General features: G+C 35.4%; 15 protein-coding genes, 2 tRNA genes and 1 pseudogene. 8 read left to right on the forward strand and 10 right to left on the reverse strand.

Annotated features, from left to right (window positions below):
- Nucleotides 1-14 precede the first annotated feature (14 nt).
- From parE to H710_RS06265, 7 genes are all read right to left on the reverse strand, one after another.
- The gene (gene parE / locus H710_RS04195) at nucleotides 15-2,093 is read right to left on the reverse strand and encodes a DNA topoisomerase IV subunit B (protein ID WP_041849585.1); all 2,079 of its coding nucleotides are present in this window, start codon (nucleotides 2,091-2,093) and stop codon (nucleotides 15-17) included.
- A 69-nt stretch (nucleotides 2,094-2,162) separates the two neighbouring features.
- Entirely contained in the window at nucleotides 2,163-2,888 is a 726-nt protein-coding gene (lipB, locus tag H710_RS04200) for a lipoyl(octanoyl) transferase LipB (RefSeq protein WP_041849586.1), read from the reverse strand.
- A gap of 289 nt (nucleotides 2,889-3,177) precedes the next feature.
- Nucleotides 3,178-4,032 carry a TPM domain-containing protein gene (locus tag H710_RS04205; protein ID WP_041849587.1) on the reverse strand — a complete coding sequence of 285 codons (855 nt, stop codon included), beginning with the start codon at nucleotides 4,030-4,032 and terminating at the stop codon, nucleotides 3,178-3,180.
- Entirely contained in the window at nucleotides 4,032-4,676 is a 645-nt protein-coding gene (locus H710_RS04210) for a LemA family protein (protein WP_041849588.1), read from the reverse strand. Before H710_RS04210 ends, H710_RS04205 begins: the two co-directional genes overlap by 1 nt.
- A 438-nt stretch (nucleotides 4,677-5,114) precedes the next feature.
- A complete protein-coding gene (locus H710_RS04215) occupies nucleotides 5,115-6,323 on the reverse strand; it encodes an MFS transporter (protein WP_041849589.1) in 1,209 nt (402 codons plus the stop codon).
- Nucleotides 6,317-7,504, reverse strand: coding sequence for a hypothetical protein (locus H710_RS04220; RefSeq protein WP_041849590.1), 1,188 nt, complete (start codon nucleotides 7,502-7,504; stop codon nucleotides 6,317-6,319). The genes H710_RS04215 and H710_RS04220 overlap by 7 nt, the downstream gene beginning before the upstream one ends.
- Nucleotides 7,505-7,691: 187 nt before the next feature.
- On the reverse strand, nucleotides 7,692-7,853 hold the full coding sequence (locus H710_RS06265; RefSeq protein ID WP_179852339.1) for a hypothetical protein: 162 nt from the start codon (nucleotides 7,851-7,853) through the stop codon (nucleotides 7,692-7,694).
- Nucleotides 7,854-7,951: 98 nt separating this feature from the next.
- On the opposite strand from H710_RS06265, the gene H710_RS04225 reads away from it, so the two are divergent.
- Both H710_RS04225 and H710_RS04230 read left to right on the forward strand, forming a co-directional pair.
- Nucleotides 7,952-8,641, forward strand: a complete 690-nt coding sequence (locus H710_RS04225; protein ID WP_041849591.1) for a hypothetical protein — start codon at nucleotides 7,952-7,954, stop codon at nucleotides 8,639-8,641.
- A gap of 18 nt (nucleotides 8,642-8,659) precedes the next feature.
- Entirely contained in the window at nucleotides 8,660-9,898 is a 1,239-nt protein-coding gene (locus H710_RS04230; RefSeq protein ID WP_041849592.1) for a DUF2087 domain-containing protein, read from the forward strand.
- 173 nt (nucleotides 9,899-10,071) lie between these two features.
- Here the strand turns inward: H710_RS04230 and H710_RS04235 are convergent, their stop codons facing one another.
- The 3 genes from H710_RS04235 to H710_RS04245 all read right to left on the reverse strand — a co-directional run bounded on the left by H710_RS04235 (nucleotide 10,072) and on the right by H710_RS04245 (nucleotide 15,580).
- Nucleotides 10,072-12,021, reverse strand: coding sequence for a DUF1561 family protein (locus H710_RS04235; protein WP_041849593.1), 1,950 nt, complete (start codon nucleotides 12,019-12,021; stop codon nucleotides 10,072-10,074).
- 370 nt (nucleotides 12,022-12,391) lie between these two features.
- On the reverse strand, nucleotides 12,392-14,332 hold the full coding sequence (locus H710_RS04240) for a DUF1561 family protein (protein WP_041849594.1): 1,941 nt from the start codon (nucleotides 14,330-14,332) through the stop codon (nucleotides 12,392-12,394).
- 1,172 nt (nucleotides 14,333-15,504) lie between these two features.
- Nucleotides 15,505-15,580, reverse strand: a tRNA-Val gene (locus H710_RS04245).
- Nucleotides 15,581-15,800: 220 nt separating this feature from the next.
- Here H710_RS04245 and H710_RS04250 point away from each other — a divergent pair.
- The 6 genes and pseudogenes from H710_RS04250 (at nucleotide 15,801) to nuoE (ending at nucleotide 19,762) form a co-directional block, all read left to right on the forward strand.
- Nucleotides 15,801-15,877: transfer RNA gene (locus tag H710_RS04250), tRNA-Asp, on the forward strand.
- 302 nt (nucleotides 15,878-16,179) lie between these two features.
- Nucleotides 16,180-16,545, forward strand: coding sequence for an NADH-quinone oxidoreductase subunit A (locus H710_RS04255; RefSeq protein ID WP_041849595.1), 366 nt, complete (start codon nucleotides 16,180-16,182; stop codon nucleotides 16,543-16,545).
- A complete protein-coding gene (locus H710_RS04260) occupies nucleotides 16,536-17,117 on the forward strand; it encodes a NuoB/complex I 20 kDa subunit family protein (RefSeq protein WP_041849596.1) in 582 nt (193 codons plus the stop codon). Before H710_RS04255 ends, H710_RS04260 begins: the two co-directional genes overlap by 10 nt.
- 10 nt (nucleotides 17,118-17,127) lie before the next feature.
- Nucleotides 17,128-17,739: an NADH-quinone oxidoreductase subunit C gene (locus H710_RS04265; RefSeq protein WP_041849597.1), complete on the forward strand. Its 612-nt coding sequence runs from the start codon at nucleotides 17,128-17,130 to the stop codon at nucleotides 17,737-17,739.
- A 111-nt stretch (nucleotides 17,740-17,850) separates the two neighbouring features.
- Complete coding sequence (locus H710_RS04270) at nucleotides 17,851-19,041, forward strand: NADH-quinone oxidoreductase subunit D (RefSeq protein ID WP_041849598.1); 1,191 nt, start codon at nucleotides 17,851-17,853, stop codon at nucleotides 19,039-19,041.
- Nucleotides 19,041-19,762 (forward strand): annotated as a pseudogene (nuoE, locus tag H710_RS04275) (NADH-quinone oxidoreductase subunit NuoE). The gene H710_RS04270 and the pseudogene nuoE overlap by 1 nt, the downstream one beginning before the upstream one ends.
- Nucleotides 19,763-19,818: the final 56 nt, after the last annotated feature.

Genomic DNA, 19,818 nt, shown 5'->3' on the forward strand with positions numbered 1-19,818 from the left:
TTAACTTTTGAAAATCAGATATCTAAATTATTTGCGAAAATAGAGCTTTCTTGTATAAAGCGGAACCTTTCTTCCGGTTTACTTCCCATAAGATTTTGCACTGTTTCTTTAGTTTCTTGCATTTCAAAAGTATTAATAGAAACACGTAAAAGTGTACGTTTTTTAGGATTCATCGTTGTTTCTTTAAGTTGCTCGGCACGCATTTCTCCAAGGCCTTTAAAACGTCCAATTTCAATTTTACTTTTTCCAGTAAATTCAGTTTTTAGCAACTCGTCTTTATGAGAGTCGTCACGTGCATAAGCAACTTTTCCTCCTTGTGATATTCTGTAAAGGGGAGGCACAGCGAGATACAGATGTCCTGCACGAATGAGATCAGGTATTTCTTGAAAGAAGAAAGTAATTAAGAGTGAAGCAATATGAGCACCGTCAACATCTGCATCGGTCATAATGATAATACGTTCGTACCTGAGATCTTCTTCACGATATTTAGAACGCGTTCCACATCCAAGTGCGAGTATTAGGTCGGAGATCGTTTGGCTTAAGCTCATTTTTTCATGTGCAGCATTTGCCACATTTAAGATTTTTCCACGCAAAGGTAAAATTGCTTGGTTTGTTCTATTGCGTGCTTGTTTAGCAGAACCACCAGCAGAGTCACCTTCAACAATAAATAATTCAGCGTTAGCAGCAGAATTTTGGCTACAATCTGCTAATTTTCCAGGCAAGCGTAATTTACGTACGGCAGTTTTTCGATTTATTTCTCTATCTTGACGTCGTTTAAGACGTTCTTCAGCTCGTTCAATAACCCAATTTAGTAGTTTTGTTGCTTCATGGGGAGAATTGACTAGCCAGTGATCGAAAGGATCACGTATTGCATTTTCAACAATACGTTGTGCCTCAGTTGTGGCTAATCGATTTTTTGTTTGTCCAACAAATTGAGGATCTTTAATAAAGATTGAGAGCATTACAACCATTGAAGCCATAACATCATCAGAAGTAATGATAGAAGCTCGCTTATTTCCTATTAATTCAGCATAAGCTTTTAATCCACGGAGAAGAGTTTGTCTTAGTCCTGTTTCGTGTGTTCCACCTTCTTCAGTAGGAATGGTATTACAGTAAGATTGTATATAGGCATCACCATTGTGCCAAGCTATTGCCCATTCAACTGAACCATGGCCACTAAGTTGTTGTGTTTTACCAGAAAAAATTTCAGCTGTTACAAGATGTTTATTTTTCAGTGATAAGGATAAATAATCTTTCAGCCCATCTGGAAAGTAAAAAATATCTTTTTCAGGGATGTTTTTTGCATTTTTAAGTGCCGCAGGATCACAATGCCAACGAATTTTCACTCCATTGAAGAGATAGGCTTTAGAGCGCGCTATTTTATAAATTTTTTCTGGGTCAAAAGCTGTATTTTCACCAAAAATTTGACTATCAGGATGAAAACAAACTCGTGTACCACGACGATTATAAACATCACCTAATTCGTCTAGCTCAGACTGAGGAATTCCGCGTGAGAAACGTTGACGATAAAGTTTGCGCTCTCGAGCGACTTCTACTTCCATATCATCAGAGAGAGCGTTAACGACAGAAATGCCCACTCCATGTAATCCACCAGAAGTTTGATAAGCCTTTCCATCAAATTTTCCACCTGAATGAAGATGTGTCATAATGACTTCAAGGGTAGACTTATCCGGTATTTGGGGATGATTTTCAATAGGAATACCACGTCCATTATCTGTTACAGTCAGATAATTATTGCTGTCCAATGTTATATCAATCAAATCAGCATAACCTGCAACAGCTTCATCCATCGCATTGTCAATGATTTCAGAGAATAAATGGTGGAGTGCTTTGCTATCTGTACCACCAATATACATTCCAGGTCGTAAACGTACAGGTTCTAAACCTTCAAGTATTCGAATAGATGAGGCATTATAGGTATTGTCTTCTTTGTGATGATGGAGTGAAGATACAGGAACGGCTGGAACAGCTATTTCTGAGTGCACTGAAGTATATTGAGTGTTTTCTTTCCTGTCTATACGGGACTGAGCATGATTTAGAACACTAAAAAGATCTTTATTGTCATTACTCATATCACTTAATTATCTACCTAAATTTAAATTTTTTTAAAATAAAACTTTATGCCTTAAAAATCAATGCACTTAAGAAACATCAATTGTTGGACCAAAAATTTGTTCAAATGCTTTTTTTAAAGCACTGTCAACATCGTGTATGGTTATAGGTAAACCTAAATCAAGTAAACTGGTGACACCATGATTTGTTATTCCGCAGGGAACAATGCCTGAATAGTGTGTTAAATCAGTGTCAACATTGATAGAAATGCCGTGAAAGCTAACCCATTTTCGTATACGTATGCCAATAGCAGCAATTTTATCTTCTGTGGGTATATCACTTGTTGTTGATGGACGATCAGGTCTTACAACCCAAACACCGATCCGATCTTCACGACGTTCACCTTTAATATTAAATTCTGCAAGTGTTTGTATGATCCATTGTTCTAATGCACTAATGAATGCACGTATGTCTTGTTTTCGACGTTTAAGATCAAGCATGATGTAAGCAATACGTTGTCCTGGACCATGATATGTAAATTCACCGCCGCGGCCTGCTTCATAAACAGGGAATAAATGAGGTGTCAAAAGATCCTTTTTATTTGCACTTGTTCCAGCTGTATAAAGGGAAGGATGTTCTAGAAGCCAAACTTGTTCATGAGCAGTTTTTGCATAAATACTCTCTATACGTTCTTGCATATAGTGGAGTGCTTCAGAATATTCGACTAAGCCATCACTTATTTTCCATTCAATTGGTAGATTGGGTTCAGTTGTTTTGAAATCGTAGGATAAGTAATCACGGCTAGTATATTTCAACTGGAATATCCTCAGTAATATTTATTGAAATGAAAATATCAATTTTTGATTTTATCAAAGATATTTGATTAGTTTACAGTCTCTTCAATAAGTAAAAAAAATTTTAGCATTTGCAAAGAGTGTATGATTCTAGAATTTTCCTTATTCTAAACAGAAAATGTTAGCTACAATATAAATTTTCTTTAAAGAGAGAAGTGTTAATTGTTATTATGCAATAGAAAGAAATGCAAACGATAGAAGAATAAATATTTTCACCATTTTGTATAAAATTATTCGTTTGATTTTATTTTTACCATTTTCCTGATGCGCCACCACCACCAGATGATCCTCCACCACCCTTAAATCTACGGTTAAATGAATGTCGACTAAGGCCTCTATTAGTATACCTTCCACCAGCATTTATATTAGTAAACCAAAATGTAAAGATGATACCCATCCAACGATATTTTCCTGAAGCTACTTTTTCACCAAAAATCATTGCAAGAATAGGCAAGCAAACCATTATAAAAAATATGAGAAATATAACTATATTTATTATTATTTTTTCTTTTTTAGTTTGTTTATGTTTTGTTTCAAGAACTTTAGCTTGTTCTTTAATTTTATTGGTAAAATCAGAATTTTTTTCTACGGTAATATTGATAATTGCATTAATTGCTTTCACGATTCCTTCTTGATAATTTTCTTTACGAAAGCTAGGAAGAATGAAATTATTAATAATGACTGCAGAAATTACATCTGTTAACTCACCCTCTAAACCGTAGCCTACTTCAATACGCACTTCACGCTCATTTGGGGCAACGATAAGAAGCACACCGTTGTTGATCTGTTTTTGACCCAAGCTCCATGTACGAAAAAGAGAATTACTATAAGTCTCAATATCAATTCCTGAGAGAGTAGGGACAGTTGCAATAACAACTTGATTTCCAGTTTTCTTTTCCAACACATCTAGCTTTTCTGTTAGATCTTCTATTGTTGTATGGTCAAGTAAATGGGCACCATCGTTAACATAACCAGTCAAGATCGGAAATTGAGTTTGTGAATAGGCAATATTATTTGATGCAATAGCCAAATATAAAAGGCTTATGAGAACCCATAAATAAGGGAAGAAGGTAGCACGTTGAATAAACATAGGAAAACATACCATTAATTAAAATCAACCTTCGGTATTTGTTGGGCATTAGTATCAATGGTAAAAGTTTGCATAGGTTTAGAATCACGGAACCATAATTTTGCCCAGAGCATTGCAGGCATTGTTTTGAGTGCTGTATTATATACGCGTACTGCTTCGATATAATCTCGGCGAGCAATGGTAATACGATTTTCAGTTCCTTCTAACTGTGATTGAAGAGCAAGGAAATTTTGACTCGCTTTAAGATCAGGGTAGTTTTCGGCAATAGCCATAAGACGCGAGAGTGAACTTGATAAATTTGCTTGATTTTCAAAATATTGCTGCATCATTTCTGGATTATTTAGCATATCAGTATTGATGTTTGTTTGTGTTGCTTTTGCACGTGCTTCTGTAACACCAGTCAAAACATCTTTCTCATGAGATGCATAAGCTTTAACAGTTTCTACAAGGTTGGGAATGAGGTCCGTGCGGCGCTGATATTGGTTTAGAACTTCACTCCAAGACGCATATACTTTTTCTTCATTCGTTGGTATTGCATTAAATCCGCAGCCACTTAAAAGTGGTACAAGAGCTATTAAAAAAATAGCAATTGAGAATTTTGGTAATATTTTCATGACAGGATGAATAGAAAAAAATCTCGCAGTTTGTGTATCGAGCATAAGAATTATCCAAAATTGTTTATGTATTACATTAAATAAAAATTATTTTGAATTTTGCAAATAGGAAATTCTATTTCCATAAAACAAGAAATCATCATTTTTCTTTTAACAATGCTATACTAATTACTACTTGAAATATTGTTTGAAGAGCTACGCAAAAGAACCTTTCACAAGTTTTCCTATGATGTAGATAAGGAAAGTGTGTTTTTGTAATGTAAAAAAACGCAATTTTATAGTTTTTATAAATTTTTGTGTTCCCTATAGGCGCATGCACTTTGATTTTAGATCATACAATATTTTGAAATTAATCAAAATTATTAGTATCATCAGCATGGACATATAGAAGACGATAAGTCTTAAAAAAAATAATACATTTTCTACTTTATTGATGAAAAAAAGAAGATGTAGGGTGTAAATTAGTATCCTAAAAAGTCTGAGTTATAGATTGCTTTTGGGTTTAAATTTTTGTTGATAAAGATTAGCAATAATCCCCGTACAGCCAGCAAGTATCGTCATTATACCAATTATTGTTAAACTTATTTGTATATAGTCCAAAGCAATAAAGCCAGCACTGAAAAAACCAGCTAATACTGAGCTTTGTACTATAAAGATATAAGCAGGCATTTGTTGTTTTCGCTCATCTTTTTTAATATTATTCATTATAAAAGTGGCCATAAGGGTATTTTGTACGCCATTGAATATTCCAATTAAGAGAGAAGATATGATGATAACCCATATATTGGAAGTTAAGGATAAGCAGAATATTCCTGTACCAATACCCGCTGCAGCCAAACAAGCTCCAGGGGATTCTCCTAAAGTTTTAAAAAAACCAGTAAATAATAGCGGTCCAATAACTAGCCCAATACTTGTACTACTTAAGATCCATCCATAAGATGTTGCATCAAATTGTAAAATTTTGCGGATATAGATAATTAACATAACATTTTCAGCTGAGCTAAAAGCTATCGTAATGACTAAAGGCAGTAAAACCCAAAAAACAGTTTTTTTCTTAAATAGACCGATAAAGTCTAGATGTTTTTTCGTACTATGAGGGAGATGCTCATTTTTAGTCTGTTTGATATTATTTATCTTAAGTAAATTAAAACATAACAATACAATAAATCCAGCACATAGAACCAGTACAGCAAGGTAAATTAAACCATAACTATGCTGTAAATAGGTAAAAAATAAACTACCTAAAATTGGGCCACCAATGTAACCAAAGTTACGCATAGTTTGTACTACACGATTTATCCAATCAAGTTGATGTTCATTTTGAGCAAAATCTGGTATAGCCACCATAACTGCTGACCAAAGTAATGCCAGAACTGACCCTAAGCCTGCTGCTAGACAAATATAAGCCCAAAAGGATCCCATGAAAGCAGCTATTACAATTAAGAGAGATTCAATATAAAAAATATTAATGATAAGTCGGTAGGCACCAAACTGATGTAACAGTAAAGGTGCAGAAAAATTAGCAAGAATACCGCATAACAATCCTGTCGACAGAAGCATAGAGATAAAATGGGTATTCTCTGCAAGTGTTAAGGCGAAAGTTATCTGTGCTGTTTCATCAGCTAAGCTGGCAAAAGTTAGCATGAGACAGATACAAAATTGTAAAATAACGGGCTTATATTTGTTTAGCATATGGCTCTCCAACACGCTAAACTCTTAATAAAGCGTAGAATTTCTTGATATTCTTTTTCGTGATTAGAGAATTCAGTTAAATTTACAGTTTCTTTATTAACGAGTTGATGCATGATTTTTAAAAAAGACATACGGTAAGGAACACATATGCAGTGGCCATTAGCGGAAATAAGAATTTCTTCTGATTCTAATAGAATAATCCATTGGAGTGTTGTATTGTGTTCCAAGTGGATATTATTTCCAATATTGACTACTTCTATAGGAGGGCGAGCAATTCCAATCCGAGAGCTTGTGTCCATGATTAAGCTCTGAGATGCCATATACTTTTTAAAGTAGCCGTTTTTTAGAATGGCATCTAATGTTGAAAGTTGTAATTGGTCATCTGGATTGAGATTAACTAGCCCAGAATGGATGATATTATAATGTGTCCTTTTGGGGATAGAAATCATTTTTCTTAGATGATCTGCGTGATCTTTAGCAGCACTAGAATATTCCCAAAAAGCAAGATTCACATTGACGGAAATATTTTCTTTTGTTTCGGCAACATGCATAAAATCATGAGGAAAGTAGGCAACACATCCTGTATTATTTTTTAAGGCTATACTTTCGCATTTATACTTTTCATAATGCGGATATTTAAGTCCAACAAGGTCAAGTCTATCCTTTGGCCAAGTGTACATAGTTTTTCCATTACGCAGTGTATATGCAAAATTATGAGCATAATCTGTGTGTATCCCGGCATGGGTACAAGAATATCGCCCAATAAAACAGTCGACGTCAACTCGCCCACCTGGGCGCTTTCCTATAGAAGTTGCAAGCTTATCAGAAAATATTTTAGTTGCATCCCACATGCGGGGATCAGCTGCAGAAAGGCCAAAATACATTAGTGACCAGTCATCATTACCAATTATTTTATCAATCCGAGAAATATAATCATCGAGTGTATGGTCGGTGTCCAAAACCAAAAAATCTTTTGAAGGCTTTTGTGGTTTTTCACCATTAATAGAGATATTAACGGATGCAATATTATTTAAAAATCTTATTTTATCGTACAAATGTGTGTATGCATGTAATGCGCTCAAGAGTTGATTGTCAGAAAAAGGGATAAAATCCGTTGATAGCTCAATCGCTTTTTTACTCCAAATTTCTCGTGCAAATTGCTGAGAAAATAAGGGTATCATTTTTATATTTCCCCCATAAATTTAATGTAATATTTTTCTAAGTATCGTTCATTTATTAGTTTTTTATAAAATAACCCATTATATGATAAACATATTGGCGTGATACAGCCTGAAAAGGCTAATTTTATAAAATTTTAGTTCTTTAAATTAGTATTTCTATACGCATCTTTAAATTACAAAAGAGCTATTAAACAATCATATCTTCATCGATATGGACTTGTGCATATTTTACATGTCTAATTACAGGCAATATCTCTGAAATAGAAAAACAAAATTCATTTTCTTTTCTAAGCAATGTAGCCTTAGTAATCTCTTCGAATTCTTCTACTTTATCTAATAAAATATTCATTGAATTATCCCCCTAAATTTTATGATAGATAATGATTATTGCAATTTAAAATTGTAAAGTCAAGATATAAATAAATTTTAGATAACAAGGGGGATAATATGGAAAAAGATCCATTTCATATAAATTTTTACAAATTTACAGGTGCCTATACCTGGCAATTAATAGAGTATTATCAGCATAATATACACAAAAAATACTCTCAAATTGAACTCAAGAGGTCTAAATTACCTATTCTTGAAAATGCATATTATCCCTATCCAGAGAGACTTAATCCAGAGGCAGATATTTATTTTTCTAAAAACGTGTGCATTGTTAAAAATATGTCGGCTATTTTTGGAATTCCATCTATTGAAGAAATTTCAATTTTATCTGAACGATCGAAAGTTTTTATAAATATTGATGTTAAGACCTATGATAATTTGAAGTATGGACAAAAAATAAGAGAAATGTTCCCTATCCTATTAAATGGGAAGCGTTATAGTTCAAGTGAAATATATGTAACGTTATTACGCCATGGTATTCTCGAAACTAATCAACTGTTTTTTAAAAATATACCAAGCGGTATTATACGGGAACCAACATGTATAATTGTAACGTTTAAGGCTGGTTACAAAGTAATAAATCCATTAAATGGTCGGGCATTTTTGGTAGATGCGCAAGCGAAAAATTTTTTAAATAAATTATCAGAGCCTCATACTATTATGGAGTGGCCCATAACGAACCTCTCTGACACCATGAAAAATACTCTATGCACTTTTATTGAAGCTGGTATATTGCGTTTATTTTGAAATAAAAGGGGGAGAAGTATGAACCTTATTAGACCTGGAATGGGAACAGAAAATAGTTCTGAGCTTATTAGTGCCTTACTAAAAATGGTGCGCCCAAACCTTGTTATTGAAATTGGTGCAGGCGATAGCACAATTTTTATTCTTGAAGCTCTTAAAAAAGCGAAAAAAGAATGGATTAATGACAAAGAAATAATTGAAAAAAATATATGGCAAGAACGTACAGGAGTACTTGATCCTTCACATGTACCAGCAGATTATAACCCCCATCTCATAACCATAGATGATTTTACAGCGCTTGGCCAATCTGCGCAGGAGATATGGGATACTATACAAGCAGATAAAACAAATCTCGAATTTATTATTATGGTTCAAAGAAATTTTTTTGACATTGATAATAAAACAATCACATCTTGGGGAAAAATTGACTTTGCTTGGATTGATGCAGGCTCACTTGCTGATGATGTTCGGTTTGTAGCAACTCTTTGGCCTCATATTGCTGAAGGGGGGTATTTAATTTTACATGAACCAATAATTTTAGCGCAAATTTCTTCAGATGGTAAAGAATTATTAAGACGCGTTCGTACACCTCTATGGGAAGAGATTATAAGTAGGCTTGATCATAGTTATGAGGTAATAACGATACCTGAATTACATAAATATCGCCAAAGTGGTTTAGGTATTATTCGCAAAAGGCTTTCATCTGAATTAGTTTTTCGTCAACAATCACTGCAGGAAGAATTATTAGAGATGGATGAAATACCAATTCGTTCTAGCCAATTGCCTATAGGTAAAGAAAAATTACAAAGTGGTCTTAAAATTTCTGCTCTTCATGAGGTAATGGCTAATGCAGAATTGCGATTAATTTATGCCGCAATAATTTTAGGAGAAAAGAGTATTTCAGAAATTTGTACCATGACAGAATTAGATCTCAAAAAGGTTAACAAAGCTGTTGCTCGTTTACACTCTATTGGTTTAATTGAATATAATGAAAAAAAATGGCAAATGGTTACAAAGGCTTGGAATGTAGCTCTACAAAGAAGAAAAAGAGATAATAAAGAATTAAATGATCAGCAACTTGAGAGACAAGAGATATTAATAAAAATCGTGAATGCTTTTGATTTAAATAGAACTTATCATGAGTTCGAAGTTTCCAAAATTTGTTCTCTCTTTAGTGATGATTATGCAAGATTGAGACGCTGTTTAGTTGATAATGGATATTTAAAACGTGAATTCAACACTTATGAACGTGTTTGTTAGTATTTACCAAGGTACGAAAATGATCTTCATCATAAGATGAAGATCACTGTTTCGATGTATGTTGATATTTATTGAAAGAGTTTGGAATTTTTTACTATTCTAAGAAAATCATATAGCCTGATTTTTCATTTTTTCTTTACCAAACTCGTTCATTGTTTTAACACTTGTCAATTTTATCGTGGGGTACATCTGCCACTACCGCTAGCACATTCATTAATGGATGAAGTGCTTGGAAGTTGCCCGCTACCTCTTCTATGATCACCTTCTCCAGTACAATTGTCTTGAGACATATAAACATTAAAAGAGGGTAAGGTTAACGAAACCATTTCAAAGGTTGAGACTGAATGAATTGATTGAGAGCCTCTCACTGAAAGATATGAAACTAATCTTCCTAAACCTTCTTTTGTTGCTGGGATTGGGGTAAGATGGTTCGTGAAGTCTTCAAAACTTAATCCAGGTGCGTTGGTAGAGATTAATATCAGTCCTTGATTCGTGTTTAAAACAGGTTGAGCGTGAGCAACGTAGCCTGTATGATCAGCATTATCTCTAACAACTACAACAAATCCAAGCGTTCCAGGAGGTCTACGCAACAAAGTTAGAAGCGTGTTTCCTATTTCTGATGACGTTCTTGCAACGGCTGAAGATCTCCACATATAGTCAGGTAAAAACGTTGATATCATTACGCTAGATGCTCTATTTGCTCGTTCATGCCTATCCTCTGTTGGAGTAAAAGGTGTTGCAGAAAAAGATTCTGTCATTTCAAGTCTAGTTGTAAGACTAAGAAATCTAGAGCGAAGTGAGGTAAATACATCTACACCTTCCTGCGTATTGAAAAAATAACCATCTCTATCTCGATAAATGGGGCCCTGATAACGTTCTTGTAATTCAGCAAGCATTTGCGCAACGTGTACCATGCAGACACCACAAAAGCCAATTCGCTCCGTGCCGTCTTTAGTGCTTCTAGCGATTTCCCATAGTCTTTTTTTCCATTCTGGGGTGAGAGTAAACTCAGGAGGTAATTGTCGTTTTGCTCGTGTCGGAGAATTTTGCAAAATTTCCTTTTTTCCAGGAGCAGGGCAAAAGGGAAGTGTTTCCCCTAAATTCCCATTCGTGTAACGATTCCATTGTTCAATATCAGTAGAAAGAATAAACTTAGATGTTGGAAAGTTTGTTGTGTCTTTTAGTATATAACTCGTTTTTGCTGTATAAGGGACACCCCAATGGCTACCATATTGAGTAACCCTTAACGGATTGCCCATATGATCCAGAATAAAACCTTCATTTTCATTTAACTGAGAAACATCCCAAAAGGTTGAGTCCTTCTTTGAAGGAATTTTATCTGTACACTCTGTCCATTGTACCCAATTCCAATCCTGTGAATCAGTTTGTTTGGAAGCCATACAATATAAAGACCCAGATGAACCGTAATATTGAGCAATATGACCATTTTCTGGATTGTAATAAAGAGGCAGCGGCGTTTTAGAGAGGGAGGAGGAGTCATTTTGCAGATAATAGAGGGCAAATAAAGGAGGGGATACACTAACATATAACCATGCTACGTATGTTTTTAAACTGATATTACCAGGACGAGAAACTGTTGAGCTCCAGTCCTTCATTTTAAAAGTTAATTTATGGTCATAAGAAGCTTTTGAATCTTTTGAAATATAAGCATACCAATTAAAATCTTTAACGCGAAATTTCTCATCGGCTGTATAGAAACTTCCGTCTTTAATGATCCAGCGTTGGTTTTGATCATTGATCACACAAGGTTTTAATAAGAGATATCCCCAGTCCGCTGTAGAATTTTCATCAATCCCTGTAACAGAGTCAGGAGCTGTCATGCATAACCAGGTATCATTGATATTCCAAGCGACTCTTTGAAATAGGTCATATCGAGCTGCTTTAACTCTATAGGAAGAACAATTATCGATATAAATATAGCCCATTCCTCCTGTAAACATAGGAGCATAACAGTATTCGCTTTCTGTGTGGACTCTGATTTGAATAACTTTGTCATTAGGACGATCAGGAGGTCTTTGAATCACTCCAGGAACAGGAGCTGCAGAAGAAGTCTGAATGGTCAATAGCAAGCTAAGGAAGAAGAAAAACAGTTTTAATTTCATTGTGTTTCCTTTTAATTTCTTTCCCGCTTTTTATTAATGAGTTAACTGAAAAAATGATGTCTTATATAGCTATCTTGAGCGATAGAATTTCTAATATTCTAGAAGAATGATTTTTTTATGGCTTGTTTATATTGTTTTCTTTCACATAGCGTCGAGTTCACAGAAATCAAAAAAGATTCTACAAGAGATGGTAAAATATTTTTACCAGGGTGCAGAAATGATGTTTCGCTTTATGTTATGTGATGGACGGTGCTGATTATATTTGTGTTTATTTTTGATTTTGAGCATCTGATCAATGCACTTAATACGATTTTATATATTTGGAAAAATAGAGTTCTCAAAGGCCTAAAAGGCTATGCTGTCATATTCTTCATTGGATAGCACATCTGCTACTTCTACATTGATTAATGAGAGAAGCTCTTGGAAGTCCTCTATTACCTCTTCTATGTTCTCCTTCTCCAGTGCAATTCCTTTGCGACACGTAAAGATTCAAAGGAGGATTATTTAATGGATTCATTTGAAAAGTTGAGATTGAACGAAGTGTTTGAGTGCCTCTCTCTGAGAGATGATAAAGAAAGGTTTGTGGATTTGTTGTTGAGATAAGACTATTTCTGAATGTTCCAAGAGTATGGTCAGGTGTATTTGTAGGGATTAAGGTTAACCATTGGCGTGTTCTTAAAAAAGGTTGGACATGACCAGACATTCCTGTACTATTTTCAGCAATAATTGTTACAAATCCAAGTGTTCCAGGAGGAGTATTTACAAGTTCTTGAAGTACCCTTCTCATCTTATCATTGGTTCTTGCTACCGCTGAAGATCTCCACACATATTGTGTCAAAAACATTGATGCTATAGTGCGAGATATTCTACTTATTCTTATGTGCATATCTTCTCCCACATAATAAGGTATATCGGTATACTGCTCTGTAACTTCGAGTCTTTCTGCAATTCCAGGAAATCTAAAACGCAGTGAGTCAAATGGATCTACACCTAGACGCGTATTAAAGAAATATCCTTCTCCGTCTTGAGGGGGAGTACTATTGTGATATTCTTGCAACTCAGCAAGCATTTGCATAGCATGCAGCATGCAAATTCCACAATAGCCAATAGTTGTTTCAACATTACGTATAGTGCTTCTAGAGATTTCCCATAGTCTTTTTGTCCATTCTGGGGTGAGATCAAAATCGGGAGGTAAAGACCGTTTTACTCGTGTTTTGGCAGAAGAATTCTGTGTAACATTTTTCTTATTTCCAGGGGCAGGGCAATAAGCAAGCGTATCTCCTAAATTCCCATTCACATAACGGTTCCATTTTTCAATATCAGTAGACAATAGAAAATTAGAGGTTGGCGAGTTGTTGGTGTCTTGTTTAAGATAACTGGGCTTTGCTGTGTAAGGGACCCCCCAATAAGTACCATATTGCGTTACTCTTAGCGGATTACCTTGAGAATCCAAAATAAGACCTTTAGTCTCATCTAACTGAGAAATATCCCAAAAAGAGGCATCCTTACTTGAAGAAACTTTATCCGTACAAGGTTGCCATGTAACCCAATTCCAATTATCGGAAGGAGATTGTTGAGAAACCATACAATAAAAATCCCCAGAGGCATTGTAATATTGAGCGATATGGCCATTTTCTGGATTGTAATAAAGAGGCAGCGGTGTTGTAGAGAGGGAGGAGGAGTCATTTTGCAGATAATAGAGGGCAAATACAGGAGGATATGTATTGACATATAGCCAGGCGACAAAGGTTTTGGAACTGAGATTTCCAGGAGGAGAAATCGTTTGGACCCAGGCAGCCATTTCAAAGGCTAATTTATGGTCATAATAGTCTTTCTCGTTCTTTGAAATATAAGCATACCATTTATAGTCTTTAACACGAAATCTTCCATCAGCTGTATAAAAACTTTGCTCTTTAATGATCCAGCGTTGATTTTGATCATTGATAACACAAGGGCGTAAGAGCAAATAATCCCAGTCAGCGGTTGAGCTTCCGTCAATGCCTGTCACGGAGCTAGGAGCAGTCATGCACAACCAGGTGTCGTTGATATTCCAGGCGACTCTTTGAAACAGGTCATAGCGAGCGAATTTAACGTTAGAGGAAGAACAATCATCGAGATAGATGTATCCCTCTCCTTTTGTAAAGACAGGGGCATAGCAATATTTATATCCTGTATGGACTTTAACATGAATAGCTTTGTCGTGAGGATGGTCTGTAGGGGTTTGCAGGACTTGAGCAGGAATAGGTGCGGACAAAGAAGTATGAAGAGATAATAAGAGGTTAAACAAGAACAACAATAGTTTCAATTTCATTGTGTGTTTCCTTTAACGTTGTTTTCGTTATGATATTGATGTGTGAGTTGGAAAATGTGCTTGATCGCCATATCCTGGATGAAGAACAAAGAAATGGGATTTTAAATAAGACAATAAATTTGTGGTTTGTTTATGGTTGTGTGTGTGGTTTGTTTATGATTTTCTATTTGTAATGAACGTTGTTTGAACATGAATCTTCACTATGAATTAGGAGCAGAACACTGTGATAAGATCGCTGAAGAGCATGCATAATTAGACATTCTATCTGCATGAACATTTGAAATTAAGTTCAAAGAGTTATCATGTGAAGCACGTCAAATATGTTTTAAGGTTTAAGGATAAGGCGATTTTATTTGTCATTGATAATCATGATGATTAAGGTTTAAGTGAATAAACATTATTCAGATTAGTGTGCGAATTTATTGATCATTTTGCGCCTTGCATTTCACTATTGATAAAGCAAATATCGACAAACTTTGTGAAGGGGAAACTGAAACACTGGTTCATGAGAGAAGTTCTTGGTTATATTAGCAGCTTTGGCTGCTTTTTTATGGCCTTCATAAAAGGCTTTTATCTTGGAAGAAAACTGAACAGCATAGGCAAATGGAGCATGCATTAAAGATGACGGTACATAGCTTGAGGTAGAAAATGAGATTAACAGGAAAATTGATACTGATGTACGTGCTGATCTTTCTCAATGGTTGCGCAACAAATGAACGAGCGTTTTGCATTAGTTGGTTACCAATTTATGTAGAACACTAAGATTTAGATATGATGAGTCCAAATTTGGCAAGAGATCTTTTAAAGCACAACAAGCAAGGTAAAAATATGTGTGGTTAGCAACATGGCTAGAAAATAAAGTAACAAGAGTGTAGAGCTGACAGAAGCAGAGAAAAAGCTCTTGCAGAGATGATGAGTACCTACCGGATGTGAGAATGATGTCTCGCTTAACGAGGTGGATAGTACTTGTTATATTTTTGTTTATTCTTGATCTTGAACGTCTTAATAATGCATTTGATACGATTTTCATACATTTGAAGCAATGGCTCTCAAGGAATTAAAAACCGCTATACAAGAGGAAAATTGAAGAATTCCACTTTCTCACTTTGGATTATATTTCCCTTACCTTTAAATAAAGATCGATAAAATGTTAATCATTATAAAAAATACAATGGTGGGCGATGAGAGACTCGAACTCCCGACATCCTCGGTGTAAACGAGGCGCTCTACCAGCTGAGCTAATCGCCCTGTTTATAATTTGCAATTAGATGAAAGCTCTTTAAGGAAAATTTTTTCTAAAGGCAAGAACAAAGATGATATTCATTAATATTTTTTAACGGATAAAAAAATTTTGTTTTTGTTGTTTATTTTATTTTTTTGGAAAAAACATTGAAGTATGCTTGACACAGATGAATGAACACCTTACACCACCGCTGGTACTAATTTTGATTAATTCAAAATAAAATGCGCGGGTGTAGCTCAGTTGGTTAGAGTGCTGGCCTGTCACGCCGGAGGTCGCGGGTTCGAGCCCCGTCACTCGCGCCATTTCTAAAGTAACCTCTTAATTATTTTTAATGTAAGCATTTAAAAGTGCGTAGTGGTTGGGATGCTGACCGTCAAATTTTCTGTGAAATTTAATTTTTCCATAGTTTATAAGAATAGGGGCTTGCGTCTTTCTTTGCACTGCGGTACTTATACTATTGAAAAGTTTTGCACGGCATGCCCTTGAAGCAGTGCGAGTGTAATTAACGGGGTTATTTAGCAATTCAGGTGTTTAATTTAGATAAATCTAAATCACATTGGATAACTTTGTTAATTTATGTACCTCATTGAAGCGGAAGAGGATTATGACTCACTTATTGGGCTCTTATTTACCAGTGTTGATTTTTATTATTGTTTCAGCGGTTATAGTGGGAGTTCTTTTGATTATACCTTACATTGTGGCTTACCGTGCTCCTGATCCTGAAAAATTATCAGCTTATGAATGTGGATTTAACTCATTTGATGATTCACGTATGAAATTTGATGTTCGCTTTTATCTTGTTTCAATTTTATTTATTATTTTTGATCTTGAAGTTGCTTTTCTTTTTCCATGGGCTGTTTCATTTCATTCGATAGGTATGTTCGGTTTTTGGTCAATGATTTTATTCTTAGCTATTTTAACGATCGGGTTTATATATGAGTGGAAAAAGGGGGCTCTTGAATGGGATTAGTGTTTAATAATTCAACGATTGTTGCTCCACAGGCAAAAGGAATTATTGATCCAAATACCAGTAAATTTATTGGTGCTAATGATCAATTTTTTCAGGACATGAATGCTGAATTGTCTGATAAGGGCTTTTTAGTAACTTCCGTAGATTCTTTGATAACTTGGGCGCGTACTGGTTCATTAATGTGGATGAGTTTTGGCCTAGCTTGTTGTGCTGTTGAAATGATGCAATGTTCCATGCCTCACTACGATAATGAGCGTTTTGGGTATGCACCGCGTGCTTCTCCACGTCAATCAGATGTGATGGTGGTTGCTGGTACTTTAACGAATAAGATGGCGCCTGCTTTACGTAAAGTTTATGATCAAATGCCTGAACCGCGTTACGTGATTTCTATGGGGTCATGTGCAAATGGCGGTGGGTATTATCACTATTCTTATTCGGTTGTACGTGGGTGTGATCGTATTGTACCAGTGGATATTTATGTTCCAGGATGTCCTCCTACGGCAGAGGCGTTATTGTATGGTATTTTATTGTTACAAAAGAAAATTCGTCGTACTGGCTCCATAGAGCGATAGGGGTTTGATTATGGCAACTGAAACATTGATCGAGCTTGCTGCTTACCTAAAGGAAAAATTAGGGGATAAGCTAGAAGAAAGTATATTTGCGTTTGGTGAATTGACTATTGTATCGCGTCTTGATGCGATTATTGATATTTTAATGTTTGTTCGTGATGATTCACGTTGCCAGTTTATTAATATTATAGATATTAGTGGTGTTGATTATCCTGCGCGTGATAAGCGTTTTGATGTTTCTTACCAATTATTATCGCCTTTTCAGAATTTACGGTTACGTGTTAAAGTGCGAACTGATGAAAATATTCCTGTTCCTTCTGTTTGTTCCGTTTATCCTGGAGCAGAGTGGTATGAGCGTGAGATATACGATATGTATGGGATTTTATTTTCAGGTCATCCAGATTTAAGACGTATTTTGACTGATTACGGATTTGAAGGACATCCTTTGCGTAAAGATTTTCCAGTAACAGGATTTGTTGAGTGCCGTTATGATAATGAAGCAAAGCGGGTAATTTATGAGCCTGTTGTTTTACGGCAGGAAATGCGTAATTTTGATTTTCTTTCACCTTGGGAAGGTACTGATTATATTTTACCATGTGATAAAAAGGAAAATGGCGAAAAATGATATTAATGAAGGAAATGGAGACTAAATAATTGGATGTTTTTTGCAATATAATAAGCAAAATTCTGTTGGTGTTCAATTTAAGGGCGCATCTAGAAAAGTAAGGGGTTAGTTGTGGCTGAAGTTAATGTCCGAAATTTTAATATCAATTTTGGTCCGCAGCATCCTGCAGCACATGGCGTTTTGCGTATGGTTCTAGAGCTAGATGGTGAGGTTGTTGAGCGTGTGGATCCACATATTGGATTATTGCACCGCGGTACCGAAAAATTGATGGAAACAAAAACTTATCTTCAAGCGGGCCCTTATTTGGATCGTTTAGATTATGTTGCTCCTATGAATCAAGAGCATGCTTTTGTACTTGCTGTTGAAAAATTATTAAGTGTTGAAGTCCCTAAAAGAGGACAGTTGATTCGTGTTCTCTTTTCTGAAATTGGTCGCTTGCTTAATCATTTGCTTAATGTAACGACACAAGCAATGGATGTTGGCGCTTTGACACCACCACTTTGGGGCTTTGAACAGCGTGAAAAATTGATGATTTTTTATGAACGTGCATGTGGTGCACGTCTTCATGCAAATTATTTCCGTCCTGGTGGTGTACACCAAGATTTACCAGAAGTTTTAATTGAAGATATTGGTAATTTTATTGATCCATTTCTTGTTGCTCTTGGTAATCTCGATGCACTTATAACACCAAATCGGATTTTTAAACAACGTAATGTAGATATTGGTGTAGTGAGCATTGATGAAGCTTGGGCACGTGGCTTTTCTGGGGTTATGATTCGTGGAGCTGGAGTGCCATGGGATTTGCGTAAGAGTCAGCCTTATGAATGTTATGATGAAATGGAATTTGATATTCCTGTAGGTAAAAATGGTGATTGTTATGATCGCTATCTCATTCGCATGGAAGAAATGCGTCAGTCAGCAAAAATTATGTGCCAATGCGTGAATCGCTTGCTTAGTACTGAAAAAAATGGGCCTGTTTCAAGTTTAGATCGTAAAATTGTTCCACCAAAGCGTAGCGAAATGAAAAATTCAATGGAAGCACTGATTCATCATTTTAAGCTTTACACGGAGGGTTTTCATACTCCTCCTGGTGAGGTTTATGTCGCTGTAGAAGCTCCGAAGGGTGAATTTGGTGTTTACTTGGTTTCTGATGGAACAAATAAGCCTTATCGTGTTAAATTACGTGCCCCTGGTTTTGCTCATCTTCAAGCAATGGATTTTTTGACTCGAGGTCATATGCTTGCAGATGCAACAGCTATTTTGGGTTCGATTGATATTGTTTTTGGAGAGGTTGATCGCTAATGTCTGTGCGTCGTCTTGCAGATGATATTCACCAACCAGAAGAATTTTCTTTTACAAAAGAAAATCAACTATGGGCGCAAAATACTATAGAAAAATATCCTATAGGGCGTGAGCAATCAGCTGTAATTCCCTTATTAATGCGTGCTCAAGAGCAGGAAGGTTGGGTGACGCGTGCAGCAATAGAGCATATCGCTCAAATGCTTTCTATGGCTTATATACGTGTTTTAGAAGTTGCAACTTTTTATACTCAATTTCAATTAAAACCAGTTGGAACAAAGGCGCATATTCAAGTTTGTGGTACTACCCCTTGTATGCTACGTGGTTCAACTGAATTAATCAAAATTTGTCAAAAAAAAATTCATCCTGAGCCTTTTATTACCAATCAAGAAGGAACTTTATCATGGGAAGAAGTAGAGTGTCTTGGTGCTTGTGTTAATGCACCGGTGGTTATGATTTTTAAAGATACTTATGAAGATCTTACGGCTGAGCGTCTTGAAGAAATTATTGATTTATTTGAAGCAAATAAAGGTTCTGAAGTAGCTGTAGGTCCGCAAAATAGCCGTAAATCATCAGAGCCTATTAACAGTTTAACTTCTTTAATTAATGAAGATGAAGATAAAAGAAGTTATTCAAATCGTCAAAGAAAAAAAGTAATAAAGAAATAGAAGTAGGAATAAATATCGCTTTTGTTGATGAGGAATTTATTATTCATCCATTGTAAAATTATTTTAGTAGAAGTAAGAAATCTTACGAACATATTTAAAAATTGAGTTCAGA

The sequence above is a fragment of the Bartonella bacilliformis Ver097 genome (assembly GCF_000709795.1).
Lineage (GTDB): Bacteria > Pseudomonadota > Alphaproteobacteria > Rhizobiales > Rhizobiaceae > Bartonella > Bartonella bacilliformis_A.